The organism is Pseudideonella sakaiensis, from assembly GCF_048320135.1.
GTDB lineage: Bacteria > Pseudomonadota > Gammaproteobacteria > Burkholderiales > Burkholderiaceae_C > Ideonella_A > Ideonella_A sakaiensis_A.
The window spans coordinates 1,047,912-1,062,925 of sequence record NZ_CP182947.1 but is presented as its reverse complement, the minus strand read 5'-3'; the positions used below and the strand labels follow the sequence as shown (position 1 = coordinate 1,062,925).

Here is a 15,014-nt window from a genome sequence, read left to right as displayed (position 1 = left end):
CAACGGGCGAATCGAAGCCAGATGAGCAAGGCATTCACACGCGAATCAGACGCCGTCGACGAAGACGACGATGATGTGGCCGCGCCGCCGGTTCCGGCCGGCAGCAAGAACTACATGACGCCGCAGGGCTACGAGCGGCTGCGTGGCGAACTGCTGTCGTTGCTCGACGACGAGCGGCCGAAGATCGTCGAGATCGTTTCGTGGGCCGCGAAGAATGGCGACCGCAGCGAAAACGGCGACTATCTGTACGGCAAGAAGCGGCTGCGCGAGATCGATCGGCGGATTCGTTTCCTGACCAAGCGGCTCGACATCGCCGAGGTCGTCGATCCGTCGCTGCACCACGGCAACGACCAGATCTTCTTCGGCGCGACGGTCGACTACGAGAACAGCGACGGCGAACGCCGCACCATCACGATCAAGGGCATCGACGAGGCCGACAGCACGGCCGGCGAAGTCAGCTGGATCTCGCCGATCGCGCGGGCGCTGCTGAAGGCGAGGGCAGGGGACGAAGTGCCGCTGCACACGCCGGCCGGTGTCGAGATGATCGAGGTGATCGCCGTCAGTTATCCGGCGCCGTTCAAGGCTTGATCCGCGCGACCTTCTGCACCGGCTGGGCGCGGCGCAGCTTGCGCATCACGTCGGCCAGGTGCAGCCGGTCGCGCACCGCGACGATCAGCTTCAGCTCGGTGGTCTGCTCGGAGGCATCGGCCTCGCCCATGTCGATGTGGGTGATATCGGCTTCCGCCGCCGCGACCGCCTGCGCGACCTGCGCCAGCACACCCTTGCCGCTGTGCACCAGCACGCTGACGCCGGTCTCGAACGAGCGGCTCGGCTGCTCCGACCAGTCGACCTGCATGAAGCTGTCGGCATCGCGTTCGAGCAGCCGCTTGCCAACCGCGCAGTCGGTGGTGTGGACGACCAGCCCCTCGCCGCGGCCGAGGTGGCCGACCACCGCATCGCCCGGAATCGGCCGGCAGCAGCTGCCGAGCTGAACGGTCGCGCCTTCGGTGCCGTCGATCACGACCAGCGCCTGCGTCGGCAGGCTGTCATCGGTCGCGAAGCGGCCCAGCGTCAGCGTCACCGCATCCGGCTTGTCGCCACGTTCGGTCAGCAATGCGGCCAGCCGCTTCGCGACGATCGATGCGATCTTGCGGCCCAGCCCGATGTCGGTCATCAGCTCGTCGCGGCTGCGGTTGCCGCTCCAGCGGATCAGCTGCTGCCAGATCGCCTGTGCATCGGCCGCATCGTCGCCCGGCAAAGTCAACCCCTCGGCGCGCAGCGCCTGCGCGAGCATCTTGACGCCGAGCTCCTGCGACTCTTCCTGCTCCATCGTCTTCAGGTAGTGGCGGATCCGCGAGCGGGCCCGGCCGGTGCGGACAAAATTGAGCCAGGCCGGGTTCGGCTTCGCATTCGGCGTGCTGATGATCTCGACGACGTCGCCGCTGTGCAGTTCGGTGCGCAGCGCCACCGGCTCGCCGTTGATCCGGCAGGCGACGCAGTGGTCGCCGACATCGGAGTGGATCGCATACGCGAAATCGACCGGCGTCGCGCCGCGCGGCAGCGCGAGGATCTTCGACATCGGCGTGAAGACATAAACCGCATCCGGGAACAGGTCGATCCGCACGTGTTCGAGGAATTCACCGGAGTCGTCGGTATCGTGCTGGATGTCCATCAGCGACTGCAGCCACATCGCGCCGAGCCGCTGGGCCTCCTGGCCGTGGTTGTCGTCGCCCTTGCCCTTGTACATCCAGTGCGCCGCGATGCCGCTTTCGGCGACCGCATGCATGCGCTCGGTGCGGATCTGGAATTCGATCGCGGTGCCCAGCGGGCTGACCAGCGTCGTGTGCAGCGACTGGTAGCCGTTGGCCTTCGGGATCGCGATGTAATCCTTGAAGCGGCCCGGCATCGGCTTGTAGAGCTGGTGCAGGATGCCGAGCGCCAGATAGCAGTCGGACAGGTTCTCGACGACGATGCGAAAGCCGAAGATGTCGCTGACCTGCGCGAACGACAGGTGCTTGTCGCGCATCTTGCGGTAGATCGAGAACAGCGTCTTCTCGCGCCCGTAAACCCCGACCGTCTGCTTGTGCTTCGCGAACGTCTGCTCGACTTCGCGCTGGATCCGCTCGACGACGTCGCGGCGGTGGCCGCGCGCCTTGTCGACGGCCTTCGCGAGCGCGGCATGCCGCCACGGCCGCAGCAATTGGAACGACAGCTCCTGCAGTTCGCGGTAGATCTGGTTCAGACCGAGCCGGTGCGCGATCGGCGCATAGATGTCGAGCGTCTCGCGGGCTATGCGGGCCCGCTTGTCGGCGGCCATCGCATCCATCGTGCGCATGTTGTGCAGGCGGTCCGAAAGCTTGATCAGGATCACCCTGACGTCGCGTGCCATCGCCAGCAGCATCTTGCGGAAACTCTCGGCCTGGCCTTCCTCGCGGGTCGAGAACTGCAGCTTGTCGAGTTTGGTCAGCCCGTCGACAAGATCGGCGGTCGGCGCGCCAAAGCGCTCGATCAGCTGCGCCTTCGTGATGCCGCAGTCCTCCATCGAGTCGTGCATCAACGCGGCCATGATCGCCTGCGCATCGAGCCGCCAGTCGGCGCACAGGCCGGCGACCGCGATCGGATGGGTGATGTAGGGCTCGCCGCTGACGCGGAACTGGCCCAGGTGGGCCTCGTCGGCGAAGCGATAGGCGTCGCGGACGCGGCGCAGATCGGCGGCGCTGAGATAGCTCAGGCGGTCGGCCAGTGCGGCAAAGGAAGTGACCTCGGCGGTGCGCTCAGCGCTGCGGCCGGCACCGGCAAGGCTGCGTGCGGCCGCTGCAGCAAGTGCGCGGACATCACGAAACGCCGTGGAGATTCTGGCAACCATCGCGCAAATTTATCGCGGATTATCTGGCGGCCGCCGGAACAGTGACGGATATCCCGCCGGCATGCGGCGAAAGATTGACCGCCACCAACAAAAAACGGCCCCGTGGGGCCGTCCGCTTGACGTGTCGTGCCTCAGATTGGCACCTTGCGCAGCATTTCGAGACCAACTTCGCCGGCGGCGATCTCGCGCAGCGCGGTCACGCCGGGCTTGTTGCGGGTCTCGATTTTCGGCGTGTGGCCCTGGCTCAGCATGCGGGCGCGGTAGGTCGCCGCCAGCACCAGCTGGAAGCGATTCGGAATCTTGGTCAGGCAGTCTTCTACCGTGATGCGGGCCATGGGGTGCGTCCTTCGAAGGCAGGGGGTCGATCAGATCAGTTCGAGCGCAGCAAAAACAGCCGATTTGCTGCGCTGCTGCGAGACGTACTTGAGGCGCTGCGAATGAACAACCGTTTTCAGGTCGAACAAAGCTGTCTCGAACAAACCGTTGATTATAACGAAGTCGAAATTCCGTGCCTTCGATACCTCGATGCGTGCATTGGCCAGCCGCTGGCTGATGATCTCCGGTTCGTCCTCGCCGCGGCGCAACAGCCGCTGGGCAAGCTCCTCCCAACTCGGTGGCAGGATGAAGATCAGCACCGCATTCGGAAACAGCTGCTTGATCTGCAGCGCGCCCTGCCAGTCGATCTCCAGCACCACATCGCGCCCGCTCGAAACACGCTCCTCGATCGCCTGCCGCGAGGTGCCGTACAGGTTGCCGTGCACCTCGGCCCATTCGAGAAAATCGCCGGAGGCGATCATCGCGCGGAAGCTGGCCTCGTCGATGAAGTGGTATTCACGGCCGTCGCGCTCCTGCCCGCGCGGCTGCCGCGTGGTGTGCGAGATCGACACCATCAGGTGGGCGTCGAGTTCCAGCAAGGCCTTCACCAGCGTTGACTTGCCGGCGCCGCTCGGCGCCGCGATCACGAACAGATTGCCCGGATACTCCATCTTGTTCAGCCTCTTTCCAGAACGCATGCGCGGCCATGCCCCGCTATTCGCAAAAGTCGAGAGTATCGCCGCTGCCGTGGCTGCGCCGCCGCAGCGTGTGTTGATTTCATAAGGACAGGCTTATATGATGCTTGCAAAATTTGTAAAGTGTTGCCGCCCGCTGCCTTGATGACCAAGTCTCGACTGCCGACCCGCGCCGATCCCGACCACCCGGCGGCCGGCGCGGTGTGTCGCCCGGTGCCAGTGCCGCATGGCGGCTGATCCGGCGCCGCTGAAACCGGCCGCGTCGGCACTGCCCGCCGGCCGGCCGTCCGATCGGCGCGGGGCCGTCGGCGACGATGTGATCGCCGCGCTGATCGTCACGGTGCTGCTGGTGCCGCAAAGCCTGGCCTATGCGCTGCTCGCCGGTCTGCCGCCGGTTGTCGGCGTGATGGCCAGCCTGCTGCCGATCCTTGCCTATGCGGCCTTCGGCTCGAGCTCGACGCTGGCCGTCGGCCCGGTCGCGGTGTTGTCGATGATGACGGCACAGGCGGTGCTGCCGGCCGCGCAGACGCTTGGCGTTGAGCCGCATCTGGCGGCGATGGTGCTGGCGATCGAGATCGCCGTCGTCTTCATCGTCGCCGCGGCGCTCCGGCTCGATGTATTTGCTGCGCTGCTCAGCGCGCCGGTGCTGCACGGCTTCATCACCGGCGCGGCGGTCGTGATCGCGATCGGCCAGTTGCCGCAGCTGCTCGGCATTGCGCTGAAGGGGCAGACGCTCAGTGAACTGCTCGCGGCAGCCGCGGCTGCGCCCGAGTTGCTGCCGCATGCGCCGACCGCGGCAATCGGCCTCACTGCGCTGGCGCTGTTGTGGCTGATCCGCAGCCGAGGCGGGCCGATCATCCGCAGGATCGGCTTCTCGGCACGAGCCGCCCAACTCGCGACGCGGATTGCGCCGATGCTGGTGGTCGTGCTGGCGATCGGCTGGATTGCGCTGGCGCCTGCCGCGAACACGGGCGTGGCGCTGGCCGGGACCATCGATCTGCTCCAGGGCCTGCACTTCACGCCGTTCTGGCAGGCGCCGCCTGCGGTCTGGCAGGCGATGGCGGGGCCGGCGCTGCTGCTCGGCCTGGTCGGCTATGTCGAAAGCCTGGCCGTTGCAGAGGCGCTCGCGGCGCGCCGCGGCGAGCGGATCGCGCCGCGGCGCGAACTGGTCGGCCTGGCCGCGGCGAATGCCGCCGCCGGGATTTCCGGCGGCATGCCGGTGACTGGCGGCTTTGCCCGCAGCATCGTCAATTTCGACGCCGGCGCACGCACCCGGATGGCCGGCGTCTGGACCGTGCTGTTCCTCGCGATCGCGGTCTTTCTGCTCGGCGATGCACTGCGTTTTCTGCCGAAGGCGGTGCTTGCCGCAACCATCATCATTGCGGTGCTGTCGCTGGTCGATCTGCACCCGTTCACGCAGGCGTGGCGTTATTCGCGCGCCGAATTCGGGTTGATGCTGGCGGTTGCGGCGCTGACGGTGCTGGTCGGTGTCGAGGCGGCCCTGTCGCTCGGCGTGATCGGTGCGGTGGCGCTGCTGCTGCAGCGCACAGCCCGGCCGCACTGGGCTGAGGTCGGAAGGCTGCGTGGCACCGAGGTCTTTCGCAACGTCAAGCGCCACAAGGTCGACACGCTGCCGAATGTGCTGGCGATCCGGATCGACCAGAGCCTGCTGTTCACCAATTCGCGCTGGCTTGCCGACACCCTGATCGCCGCACCGGTCGAGCGGCCCGGGCTCGAACATGTGGTGCTGATGATGAGCGGCGTCAACGACATCGACCTGAGCGGCCTGGAAGCCCTGATGCAGCTGTGCCGCGACCTGAAAGTGCAGGGCGTCAGCCTGCACATGTCCGAGCTGAAGGGCCCGGTCGAGGACAAGCTGCTGGCCGCCGATCTGCGCAGCTGGCTGAGTGGCCACGTCTTCCGCACCCAGCACGATGCAGATACCGCGCTGCGCAGCCTGGCGGCGCAGACCGAGGATTTCGTGATCTGAAGCAGCGCCCGTGCGTTGCTGCCGGCGTTCAGATGTAACGGTCATGTAACCCTAGGGTTTTCACGGGGGTCATTCACATCGTTCATCACTAATATTCGGCATCATGGATATGGTGATGCGCACGGCATGAGCGACGGATCGGCCGATCGGGTGTTCGAGCTTGCCGCCGAGTTGTTCGGCCTGCTGGCGGCACCGGCCCGGCTGCGCATCCTGTGTCAGCTGCGCGATGGCGAAAAAAGTGTCGGCGAGATCGTCGATTACCTCGGGGCCAGCCAGCCGAACGTCTCACAGCACCTGCGTGTGCTGCACCGCGCCGGCATCGTCGGGCGGCGGCGCGCTGGCGCGATGGTCTTTTATCGCATCGTCAGCGAGCCGGTGATTTCGTTGTGTGATGCGGTCTGCCAGCAACGCGTCGAGGATGCCGTCGCCGGGCAGTGATGCGGCCAGAAGAGTATTGAAGGAGTCAACGTGGACAGCGAGAACAAGCCAGCCGGGCGCCTGCGCAAGGCGCCCGAGAATTTCCTCGACGCCGCCGGCGTGCAGCGGGTGCAGATGGAGGCCCGCAGCGGCCGTCGCGACTTCATCCGCGGCGCGTTCGCCGCCGCGGGTGCAGCGGCCGCGGCGCCGCTCGCGATGGCCACCGGCAATCCGGTGCCGGCGTCGGGAGGGGACCCGAACATCCTCGAACTGCCGCCGCACAGCACCGGTCTCGGCCAGCCGGTCGTCACCGATGGCTATGGCAAACCGTCGCAATATGAATCGAACGTGCAGCGCCGGCAGAGCCCGGGGCTGACGCAGACGACGCAGGCATCGGTATCGTTTGCGCCGCTGCAATCGTTGTTCGGCATCGTGACGCCGAGCGGCCTGCATTTCGAGCGGCATCACCAGGGCTGGTGGGACATCGATCCGTCGAAACACCGGCTGATGATCAACGGCTCGGACGACAAGCTGGTGAAGACGCCGCGCGTCTTCACGATGGACGAACTGATGCGGCTGCCGACGGTGTCGCGCTTCCACTTCATCGAGTGCGGCGCCAATACCGGCATGGAGTGGGGCAATGTCGCGGTGCCGACCTGCCAGTACAGCCACGGCATGCTCAGTTGCAGCGAGTTCACCGGCGTGCCGCTGCGCACGCTGCTCGACATGTGCGGCGTCGACTACAAGCGCGGCCGCTATGTGCTCGCCGAAGGCGCCGACGGCTCGTCGATGACGCGCACGGTGCCGATGGAGCTGATCGAGAACGGCGAGGTGTTCGTCGCGTTCGGCCAGAACGGCGAGATGCTGCGTCCGGAAAACGGTTATCCGCTGCGTCTGGTCGTTCCCGGCGTGCAGGGCGTGAGTTGGGTCAAATACCTGCGCCGCATCGAGGTCGGCGACAAGCCCTACGGCACCAAGGACGAAGCGATCCACTATGTCGACCTGATGCCCGGCGGCCTGCATCGCCAGTACACCAGCATCCAGGAATGCAAGAGCGTGATCACGACGCCGTCGGGTGGCCAGGTGCTGCTCGACAAGGGTTTCTACAACATCAGCGGCCTGGCCTGGTCGGGGCGCGGCAAGGTCACGCGGGTCGACGTCTCTGTCGACGGCGGTCGCAACTGGCGCACGGCGCGGCTCGAGTCGCCGGTGCTGTCGAAGTGCCTGACCCGTTTCAACATCGATTGGGTCTGGGACGGCAAGCCGACGCTGGTGCAGAGCCGCGCGGTCGACGAGACCGGCTATGTGCAGCCGAGCACCAAGCAGTTGCGCGCGGTCCGCGGCACCCGCTCGATCTATCACAACAATTCGATCCAGACCTGGTTGGTGCAGGAGAACGGAGAGGTGAAGAATGTCCAGTTGTCGTAAGGTCTCATGGCGCCTGGCGGCGGCAGCCACCGCGCTGATGGTGGCGAGCCTCGTGCAAGCCCAGTCGAACGCCTTTCCCGGCATCGGCCGTCCCGCGACGCCGAAGGAAATCGCTGCCTGGGACATCGACGTGCGTCCCGATTTCAAGGGCCTGCCGAAGGGATCGGGCACGGTCTCGAAAGGCATGGAGGTCTGGGAATCGAAATGCTCTTCGTGCCATGGCATCTTCGGCGAGAGCAACGAGTTCTTCAGCCCGCTGATCGGCGGCACGACGAAGGAGGACATCAAGACCGGCCGTGCCGCGCGTCTGAACGATCCGAGTTTCCCGGGCCGCACGACGATGATGAAGGTGCCCACGCTGTCGACGCTGTGGGACTACGTCAATCGCGCGATGCCCTGGACGCAGCCGAAATCGCTGAGCACCGAAGAGGTCTATGCGGTCGTCGCCTACATGCTGAACATGGCCGGCATCGTGCCCGATGATTTCAAGCTGTCCGACGCCAACATGGCAGAGGTGCAGCAACGTCTGCCGAACCGCAACGGCATGACGACCGAACATGCGATGTGGCCGGGTGCCTCATTCGGCAACCGCAAGCCCGACGTGCAGGCAGTCGCCTGCATGAAGGACTGCGGCCCGGCGCCGACGATCGCCTCCGACCTGCCCGACTTCGCGCGCAATGCGCACGGCAACCTCGCCGAGCAGAACCGCATCGTTGGTCCGCAGCGCGGTGCCAACACCGAGAAGCCGGCGCCGGCGACACTGGCTGCTGGTGGTGCGCAGCGCGTCGCCGCGGCGGCACAGGCGCCCGCGGCGGCCGCGACCAAGCCTGCCGCAGGCGGCGAGGCGGCGGCGGCCATCGCATTGACGGCCAAGTACAGCTGCAATGCGTGCCATGGCCTCGACAACAAGATCATCGGCCCGTCGTTCCGCGACATCGCCGGCAAGCAGGGCGGCCGCGCCGATGCGGTGGCCTATCTGACCGGCAAGATCAAGGCCGGAGGGTCCGGGGTTTACGGACCGATCCCGATGCCGCCGCAATCGCTCGGTGATGCCGATGCGAAGGCGATCGCACAGTGGATCGCCGCCGGGGCCAAGAAGTGAACCTGCGCTGGGTAAAAGGCGACGGTGTGTGCGCTGGACTCGCACACTAGGGTTGAACCTCATCATGTCCCTATCTCGTTTCATTAGGATATATATATAAAGGAGTCTCTTATGCACACACGTCGAGACATGCTGTCCCATTCCGCCAAAGTCGCTGCAATGCTCGCAGCGGCCGGAATGTTCCCGACGCTCGCCCAGGCGCAGTCGTCCACCTACAACACCGCCGCATTCGAGGCCAAGTCGATGGCCGACCTGATGAAGGCATTGGGCGGCAGCGCGCCGGCCGAAAGCAAGGACGTCACCGTCACCGCGCCCGACATCGCCGAAAACGGCGCGGTCGTGCCGGTCGGTGCCGCCACCTCGCTGGCTGGCGTGAAGAAACTGCTGATCCTGGTCGAGAAGAACCCGGCGCTGCTTGCCGCGGTCTTCGAGCTCACCGATGCAGTCGAGGCCGATGTGTCGACCCGGGTCAAGATGGGTCAGTCGTCGAACGTCTACGCTGTTGCAATGATGGCCGACGGCAAGACGCTGTTTGCGCAGAAGGAAGTCAAGGTCACGCTCGGCGGCTGCGGCGGCTGATCCTGATCACACATTCACCGCGTACAGCAGTCCTCAAGGATAGAAGGAGATAAAGATGGCAGATCCGATGCGCATTCGTGCACAGGCAAGCGGCGGCAGCGCCAAGGTGCGGGTCCTGATGGCCCACGAGATGGAAACCGGCCAACGCAAGGACAGTGCCGGCAAGCCGATTCCGGCCTGGTATATCCACTCGGTCACCGCAAAACTGAACGGCAATACCGTGATGACCGCCCAATGGGGCCCGGCCGTCTCGAAGAACCCGTTCCTGCAGTTCAATGTGAAGGGTGCAAAAGCCGGCGACAAGGTGGCAATCACCTGGGTCGACAACAAGGGCGACACCCGCACCGACGAGGCGACCGTCTCGTGATGAGTCCTCGGCAGCCTCTCGCAGGCTGCCGAATCCTGGAGGCAATAACGAGAGGAGACCGATGAAGAAGTCACTACTGACCGCCGCCGTGCTGCTGGCCTCGATGGCAGTCGCATCAGCGCAGCAGAAATCGACCGCAGAGGGCATTGCCGAATACCGCAAGATGCTCGAGGACGGCAACCCTGCCGAGTTGTTCGAAGCCAAGGGCGAAGACCTCTGGAAAAAGAAGCGGGGCCCGAAAAACGCCTCGCTCGAAACCTGCGATCTCGGCAAGGGCCCAGGTGTCGTGAAGGGTGCATTCGTCGAGTTGCCGCGCTATTTCGCCGATACCAATCAGGTTCAGGACCTCGAATCGCGCCTGCTTACCTGCATGGAGCGGATTCAGGGTTTCAATGCGGCCGAAATCGCGAAGACCAATTTCGGTCGCGGTGAGATGGCCAACGTCGAGGCGCTGGCGGCATGGATCGCTGGCGTTTCGCGCGGGCTGCGTTTTGCGCTGCCGCAGTCGCACCCGAAGGAGGTTGCGATGTACGAGGTCGGCAAGCGGGCATTCTTCTACCGCGCCGGTCCCTATGACTTCTCGTGCGCGAGCTGTCACGGCGAGAGCGGCAAGCGGATCCGGCTGCAGGATCTGCCCGACCTGACGAAGAATCCGGGCGACGGCATCGGTTTTGCCGCATGGCCGGCCTATCGCGTCAGCAACGGCCAGTTGTGGACGATGCAGCATCGACTGAACGACTGCTTCCGCCAGCAGCGCTTCCCGTACCCTGAGTTTGGATCCGACGTGACGATCGCATTGAGCGTCTACATGGGTGTCAACGCCAAGGGCGCCGAATCGATCGCACCGGCGATCAAGCGCTGAGGAGGAGCGGCATGAAATTCAAAACCAAGGGATGGATCATCGTGGCGGGCGCCGCCGGGGTGCTGGCAGGTTGCGCGGCGGTTGCACCGAAGCCGAATTACGATGCGATGGCCGACGAGGTCATGAAGAAGTCGTTTCGTGACCAGGGGATCGCAAAGGTCGAGCGGCTGAAGCAGGACATGGCCAACGACCTGTGCTCTGCTGCATTGGGCAAGCCCTTGCCCGAGGCGCAGGCGAAGGCGATCGAAGCCGCCAACATGAAGACGGTGAAGATGCCGGCCGACGGCAAATTCATCGGCGACTGGAAGGCCGGCGAGAAACTGGCCCAGGACGGCGGCGGCATGACCTGGCGCGACAAGTCGGTCGATTTCGCGCAGAACGGCGGCAATTGCTACAACTGCCACCAGCTCAGCAAGGCGGAGATCTCGTTCGGCACGATCGGGCCGAGCCTGTACAACTACGGCAAGCTGCGCGGCGTCAGCGATCCGTCGAGCCCGGCGTCGAAGCCGATCGTCGAATACACCTGGGGCAAGCTGTACAACGCGAAGGCCTACAACGCTTGCTCCGAGATGCCTCGATTCGGCCATGCCGGCATGCTCAACGACAAGCAGTTGCAGGATCTGATGGCGCTGCTGCTCGATCCGAAATCGCCGGTCAACCAGTAACGGCACCGGTGTCGAAGCCCGCGCTCACGCGGGCTTTTTCGCCGGCTACATATCATTGATTGCTGAACCATGAATCTTTCGAAACGCGACTTTCTGCAGGTGCTTGCTGCGGCTTCGGCCGCTGGCATGAGCCTGTCCCGACATGCCGAGGCAGACGCCGCCACCGCCCAGTCGGGGCTGTATCACCTGCCGGCGTTTGGAAACGTCTCGTTTTTGCACATGACCGACTGCCATGCGCAGTTGAAGCCGGTCTATTTCCGCGAGCCGAGCGTCAACATCGGCATCGACGAGATGAAGGGCCGGCTGCCGCACCTGGTCGGCGAGTCGCTGCTGAAAACCGCCGGCATCCGGCCGGGTACCGCGCAGGCGCATGCCTTCACCTACATCGATTTCGAGAAGGCGGCCCGCCGCTACGGCAGGATCGGCGGCTTCTCGCACCTGTCGACGCTGGTCAAGCAGGTCCGCGCCAGCCGCCCCGGCTCGTTGCTGCTCGACGGCGGTGATACCTGGCAGGGTTCGGCCACCTCGCTGTGGACCAATGCACAGGACATGGTCGATGCGTGCAAGCTGCTCGGCGTCGACGTGATGACCGGCCACTGGGAATTCACCTATGGCATGGAGCGGGTGAAGGAGATCGTTGAGAAGGATTTCGCCGGCAAGGTCGACTTCGTCGCGCAGAACGTGAAGACCGCCGACTTCGGCGACCCGGTCTTCAAGCCCTATGTGATCCGCGAAATCAACGGCATTCCGTGCGCGATCATCGGCCAGGCCTTCCCGTATACGCCGATCGCGAATCCGCGTTATCTCGTCGCCGACTGGAGCTTCGGCATCCAGGACGAGAACATGCAGGCGATGGTCGACGAAGCCCGCAAGAAGGGTGCGAAGGTCGTTGTCGTGCTGTCGCACAACGGCATGGACGTCGACCTGAAGATGGCCAGCCGGGTCACCGGCATCGACGCGATCTTCGGCGGCCATACACACGACGGCGTGCCGGTTGCGGTGCCGGTTGCCAATGCCGGCGGCAAGACGCTGGTCACCAATGCCGGCAGCAACGGCAAGTTTCTCGGCGTGATGGATTTCGACGTCAAGAACGGCAAGGTGGCCGATTTTCGCTACCGATTGCTGCCGGTATTCTCGAACCAGCTCGTTGCCGACCCGGCGATGGAGGCGATGATCAAGAAGATCCGCGCGCCCTACGAAGCCAAGCTGGCCGAAAAGCTCGCCGTCACCGACGGCCTGCTGTACCGCCGCGGCAATTTCAACGGTTCCTGGGACCAGCTGATCTGCGACGGCCTGATCGAGGCGCAGGGCGCGCAGATCTCGTTCTCGCCGGGCTTCCGCTGGGGCACTTCGCTGCTGCCGGGCGACGTGATCACCCGCGAACTGCTGATGGATCAGCTGGCGATCACCTATCCGTACGCGACCTTGACCGACATGAGCGGCGACATGATCAAGACGGTGCTCGAGGACGTCGCCGACAACCTGTTCAACCCGGACCCGTATTACCAGCAGGGCGGCGACATGGTCCGCGTCGGCGGACTCGCCTATACCTGCAATCCGACCGCCGAGATGGGCAAGCGGATCAGCGACATGCGGCTCGGCGACAAGCCGATCGAGGCCGGCAAGACCTACAAGGTCGCCGGCTGGGCGCCGGTTGCCGAGGCTGCGCGTGATGCGCCTGGCGTCAAACCGGTCTGGGACGTGCTCGAGCCGTGGCTGAAGGCGCGCAATGGCCGGGTCGGTCCGCAGAAACTCAACACGCCGAAGCTGGTCGGCGTGAAGGGCAACCCGGGACTCGCTGCGGCCTGAGCAGGCGCGCCCCGGACGATGGACAATGCATGATTTCAACAAGGAGACGTCGATGAAAGTTCGCCATCTGTTCGCAGGTTTGCTGATTTCTGCCGCTGCCACCGCGGCCTGGGCGCAGGACAAGGTCGTGTACCACATCAACGATACCGCCGAGCAGGCGCTGGGCGGGCTGCGCAATGTGAAGAACCATCTGGACACCGACCCGACGGCGCAGATCACCGTCGTCACCCATGCGCAAGGCGTCGACTTTCTGATGATGGACAAGAAGGACAAGAACGGCAATCCGTGGGACGTCGCGGTGCAGCAGCTTGCGCAGCGCGGTGTCAAGTTCGAGGTCTGCGAAATCACGCTGAAGAACCGCAACCTCGACAAGCGCAATTTCATCTCCGAGGCGCAGTTCACGCCGTCGGGCGTCGTCCGCCTGACCAAGCTGCAGACCCAGGGCTACTCGTACATCAAGCCTTAAGAACCGGCTGTTGCGCCGGCGGCCGCATGAGCCGCCGGCTGTCGACGCTGTGCTGACGAGATGATCCGTTTCCTGCTGTCCCGGCTGCTTCTGCCGCTGGTCTGCCTGCTCGCGGCGCCGGTTGCGGCCGCGGCTGATGCGCGACCCGTGAAGGCGGTCGAGGTCGTCGACCGCGTCTATTTCGTTGAAGGCGTCACCGCGCTCGGATCACCGGCAAACCGCAATTTCATCTCGAATGCCGGTTTCGTGATCACCAGCGATGGTGTCGTTGTCGTCGACGCCCTCGGTTCACCGGCACTGGCACGCGAGATGATTGCGGAAATCCGGCGGCTGACGCCGCTGCCGATCCGCCATGTGATCGTCACCCATTACCACGCAGACCACATCTACGGCCTGCAGGTCTTCAAGGCCGCGGGCGCGAACATCATCGCCCATGCCGGCGGCAAGTCGTATCTGAACTCGCAGACCGCGCGGCTGCGGCTGGAAGCGAGCCGCGATGAACTGGCGCCGTTCATCGATGCCAAGACAGAACTGCTGGCTGCCGACCAATGGCTCGACAAGCAGGAGACGGTGCTGAAGGTCGGTGACACGGCATTGCGCATCCTGCATGTCGGACCGGCGCACACGACCGAAGACCTGGTCGTATTGGTCGAGGGCACCGGCGCGATGTACGCCGGCGACCTGGTCTTTCGCAGCCGGATACCGTTTGTCGGCCAGGCCGACAGCCGGAGCTGGATCGGTTCGCTCGATCGGCTGATCGACCTGAAGCCGCGCATCCTGATCCCAGGCCATGGCCCGGTATCGACAATGCCGCTCGAGGACCTGAAACTGACGCGCGACTACCTGGTCCACCTGCGCAAGACGATGGGCGACGCCGCGGCCGAACTCGAACCCTTCGACGAAGCCTACGACAAGGCCGACTGGACAAGGTTCGAACATCTGCCGCTGTTCCGGGCAGCCAACCGGATGAATGCCTACAACACCTACCTGCTGATGGAGCAACAGGGCAGGCGCTGAACGGCAGCAAATATTGTTGCTTGCGTATAAAATTGGTTACACGTAGAGGGATCCCCGAGGGGCGTACATGACACAGGTGACTAGAAGCGAAGAAGACGCGGTGTTCGATTCGGTCGCCGAATTGTTTGCAATTCTGTCGACGCCGATCCGCCTGAAGATCATCAGCGCCGTCTGCCAGGGCGAAAAAAACGTCTCCGAACTGCTCGCGCAGATCGAAACGACGCAGCCCAACATGTCGCAGCACCTGTCGACGCTGTACCGCAGCGGTGTGCTCGCAAAGCGCCGCGAAGGCACGCAGATGTATTACCGGCTGCAGAGCGAGCGCGTCGCAACACTGTGCCGAGCCGTCTGCACGCAGGTGGCGATCGAACTCGATCCGCAGTCCGAGCTGAAAGCCAACGAGCGCCTGGTGCCGGCCGGCATCCGCTGACGCTTT

16 protein-coding genes are annotated in these 15,014 nt (G+C 64.7%); 13 read left to right on the top strand and 3 right to left on the bottom strand.

Annotated elements, in window-relative coordinates:
• Positions 1-21 precede the first annotated feature (21 nt).
• Positions 22-588 carry a transcription elongation factor GreB gene (greB, locus tag ACNH6H_RS04675; protein ID WP_418316048.1) on the top strand — a complete coding sequence of 189 codons (567 nt, stop codon included), beginning with the start codon at positions 22-24 and terminating at the stop codon, positions 586-588.
• On the opposite strand, the gene ACNH6H_RS04670 is transcribed toward greB, so the two are convergent.
• From ACNH6H_RS04670 to gmk, 3 genes are all read right to left on the bottom strand, one after another.
• On the bottom strand, positions 578-2,866 hold the full coding sequence (locus ACNH6H_RS04670; protein ID WP_418316046.1) for a RelA/SpoT family protein: 2,289 nt from the start codon (positions 2,864-2,866) through the stop codon (positions 578-580). The genes greB and ACNH6H_RS04670 overlap by 11 nt on opposite strands.
• Positions 2,867-2,997: 131 nt before the next feature.
• The gene (rpoZ, locus tag ACNH6H_RS04665) at positions 2,998-3,201 is read right to left on the bottom strand and encodes a DNA-directed RNA polymerase subunit omega (protein ID WP_418316044.1); all 204 of its coding nucleotides are present in this window, start codon (positions 3,199-3,201) and stop codon (positions 2,998-3,000) included.
• Positions 3,202-3,231: 30 nt separating this feature from the next.
• Positions 3,232-3,852, bottom strand: coding sequence for a guanylate kinase (gene gmk / locus ACNH6H_RS04660; RefSeq protein WP_418321226.1), 621 nt, complete (start codon positions 3,850-3,852; stop codon positions 3,232-3,234).
• A 250-nt stretch (positions 3,853-4,102) separates the two neighbouring features.
• Here gmk and ACNH6H_RS04655 point away from each other — a divergent pair, with 250 nt between their 5' ends.
• From ACNH6H_RS04655 to ACNH6H_RS04600, 12 genes are all read left to right on the top strand, one after another.
• Positions 4,103-5,866: a SulP family inorganic anion transporter gene (locus tag ACNH6H_RS04655; protein WP_418316042.1), complete on the top strand. Its 1,764-nt coding sequence runs from the start codon at positions 4,103-4,105 to the stop codon at positions 5,864-5,866.
• A 126-nt stretch (positions 5,867-5,992) separates the two neighbouring features.
• Positions 5,993-6,304: an ArsR/SmtB family transcription factor gene (locus ACNH6H_RS04650; RefSeq protein ID WP_418316040.1), complete on the top strand. Its 312-nt coding sequence runs from the start codon at positions 5,993-5,995 to the stop codon at positions 6,302-6,304.
• Positions 6,305-6,418: 114 nt separating this feature from the next.
• Positions 6,419-7,711 (top strand): sulfite dehydrogenase, encoded by a 1,293-nt coding sequence (gene soxC, locus ACNH6H_RS04645; RefSeq protein ID WP_418321224.1) that lies wholly within the window; start codon positions 6,419-6,421, stop codon positions 7,709-7,711.
• Positions 7,695-8,813, top strand: coding sequence for a c-type cytochrome (locus ACNH6H_RS04640; RefSeq protein ID WP_418316039.1), 1,119 nt, complete (start codon positions 7,695-7,697; stop codon positions 8,811-8,813). The genes soxC and ACNH6H_RS04640 overlap by 17 nt, the downstream gene beginning before the upstream one ends.
• A 111-nt stretch (positions 8,814-8,924) precedes the next feature.
• Positions 8,925-9,392, top strand: a complete 468-nt coding sequence (gene soxY / locus ACNH6H_RS04635) for a thiosulfate oxidation carrier protein SoxY (protein WP_418316038.1) — start codon at positions 8,925-8,927, stop codon at positions 9,390-9,392.
• Between the two features lie 55 nt (positions 9,393-9,447).
• Positions 9,448-9,759, top strand: a complete 312-nt coding sequence (gene soxZ, locus ACNH6H_RS04630) for a thiosulfate oxidation carrier complex protein SoxZ (protein WP_418316036.1) — start codon at positions 9,448-9,450, stop codon at positions 9,757-9,759.
• 61 nt (positions 9,760-9,820) lie between these two features.
• Entirely contained in the window at positions 9,821-10,621 is an 801-nt protein-coding gene (gene soxA / locus ACNH6H_RS04625; protein WP_418316034.1) for a sulfur oxidation c-type cytochrome SoxA, read from the top strand.
• Between the two features lie 11 nt (positions 10,622-10,632).
• Positions 10,633-11,286 (top strand): sulfur oxidation c-type cytochrome SoxX, encoded by a 654-nt coding sequence (gene soxX, locus ACNH6H_RS04620; RefSeq protein WP_418316032.1) that lies wholly within the window; start codon positions 10,633-10,635, stop codon positions 11,284-11,286.
• A 69-nt stretch (positions 11,287-11,355) separates the two neighbouring features.
• The gene (gene soxB / locus ACNH6H_RS04615; protein ID WP_418316031.1) at positions 11,356-13,095 is read left to right on the top strand and encodes a thiosulfohydrolase SoxB; all 1,740 of its coding nucleotides are present in this window, start codon (positions 11,356-11,358) and stop codon (positions 13,093-13,095) included.
• 52 nt (positions 13,096-13,147) lie between these two features.
• Positions 13,148-13,561, top strand: a complete 414-nt coding sequence (locus ACNH6H_RS04610; RefSeq protein WP_418316029.1) for a DsrE family protein — start codon at positions 13,148-13,150, stop codon at positions 13,559-13,561.
• Between the two features lie 60 nt (positions 13,562-13,621).
• Positions 13,622-14,578 carry an MBL fold metallo-hydrolase gene (locus ACNH6H_RS04605; RefSeq protein WP_418316027.1) on the top strand — a complete coding sequence of 319 codons (957 nt, stop codon included), beginning with the start codon at positions 13,622-13,624 and terminating at the stop codon, positions 14,576-14,578.
• A 67-nt stretch (positions 14,579-14,645) separates the two neighbouring features.
• Positions 14,646-15,008 carry an ArsR/SmtB family transcription factor gene (locus tag ACNH6H_RS04600; protein ID WP_418316026.1) on the top strand — a complete coding sequence of 121 codons (363 nt, stop codon included), beginning with the start codon at positions 14,646-14,648 and terminating at the stop codon, positions 15,006-15,008.
• Positions 15,009-15,014 lie beyond the last annotated feature (6 nt).

Bases quoted from the DNA above. Each gene is read 5' to 3' on its own strand.
- soxY (WP_418316038.1), top strand. From the start codon at position 8,925: ATGCACACACGTCGAGACATGCTGTCCCATTCCGCCAAAGTCGCTGCA.
- soxA (WP_418316034.1), top strand. From the start codon at position 9,821: ATGAAGAAGTCACTACTGACCGCCGCCGTGCTGCTGGCCTCGATGGCA.
- greB (WP_418316048.1), top strand. From the start codon at position 22: ATGAGCAAGGCATTCACACGCGAATCAGACGCCGTCGACGAAGACGAC.
- soxC (WP_418321224.1), top strand. From the start codon at position 6,419: ATGGAGGCCCGCAGCGGCCGTCGCGACTTCATCCGCGGCGCGTTCGCC.
- ACNH6H_RS04655 (WP_418316042.1), top strand. From the start codon at position 4,103: ATGGCGGCTGATCCGGCGCCGCTGAAACCGGCCGCGTCGGCACTGCCC.
- ACNH6H_RS04610 (WP_418316029.1), top strand. From the start codon at position 13,148: ATGAAAGTTCGCCATCTGTTCGCAGGTTTGCTGATTTCTGCCGCTGCC.
- ACNH6H_RS04650 (WP_418316040.1), top strand. From the start codon at position 5,993: ATGAGCGACGGATCGGCCGATCGGGTGTTCGAGCTTGCCGCCGAGTTG.
- soxZ (WP_418316036.1), top strand. From the start codon at position 9,448: ATGGCAGATCCGATGCGCATTCGTGCACAGGCAAGCGGCGGCAGCGCC.
- soxB (WP_418316031.1), top strand. From the start codon at position 11,356: ATGAATCTTTCGAAACGCGACTTTCTGCAGGTGCTTGCTGCGGCTTCG.
- soxX (WP_418316032.1), top strand. From the start codon at position 10,633: ATGAAATTCAAAACCAAGGGATGGATCATCGTGGCGGGCGCCGCCGGG.
- ACNH6H_RS04605 (WP_418316027.1), top strand. From the start codon at position 13,622: ATGATCCGTTTCCTGCTGTCCCGGCTGCTTCTGCCGCTGGTCTGCCTG.
- ACNH6H_RS04670 (WP_418316046.1), bottom strand. From the start codon at position 2,866: ATGGTTGCCAGAATCTCCACGGCGTTTCGTGATGTCCGCGCACTTGCT.
- ACNH6H_RS04600 (WP_418316026.1), top strand. From the start codon at position 14,646: ATGACACAGGTGACTAGAAGCGAAGAAGACGCGGTGTTCGATTCGGTC.
- ACNH6H_RS04640 (WP_418316039.1), top strand. From the start codon at position 7,695: ATGTCCAGTTGTCGTAAGGTCTCATGGCGCCTGGCGGCGGCAGCCACC.
- gmk (WP_418321226.1), bottom strand. From the start codon at position 3,852: ATGGAGTATCCGGGCAATCTGTTCGTGATCGCGGCGCCGAGCGGCGCC.
- rpoZ (WP_418316044.1), bottom strand. From the start codon at position 3,201: ATGGCCCGCATCACGGTAGAAGACTGCCTGACCAAGATTCCGAATCGC.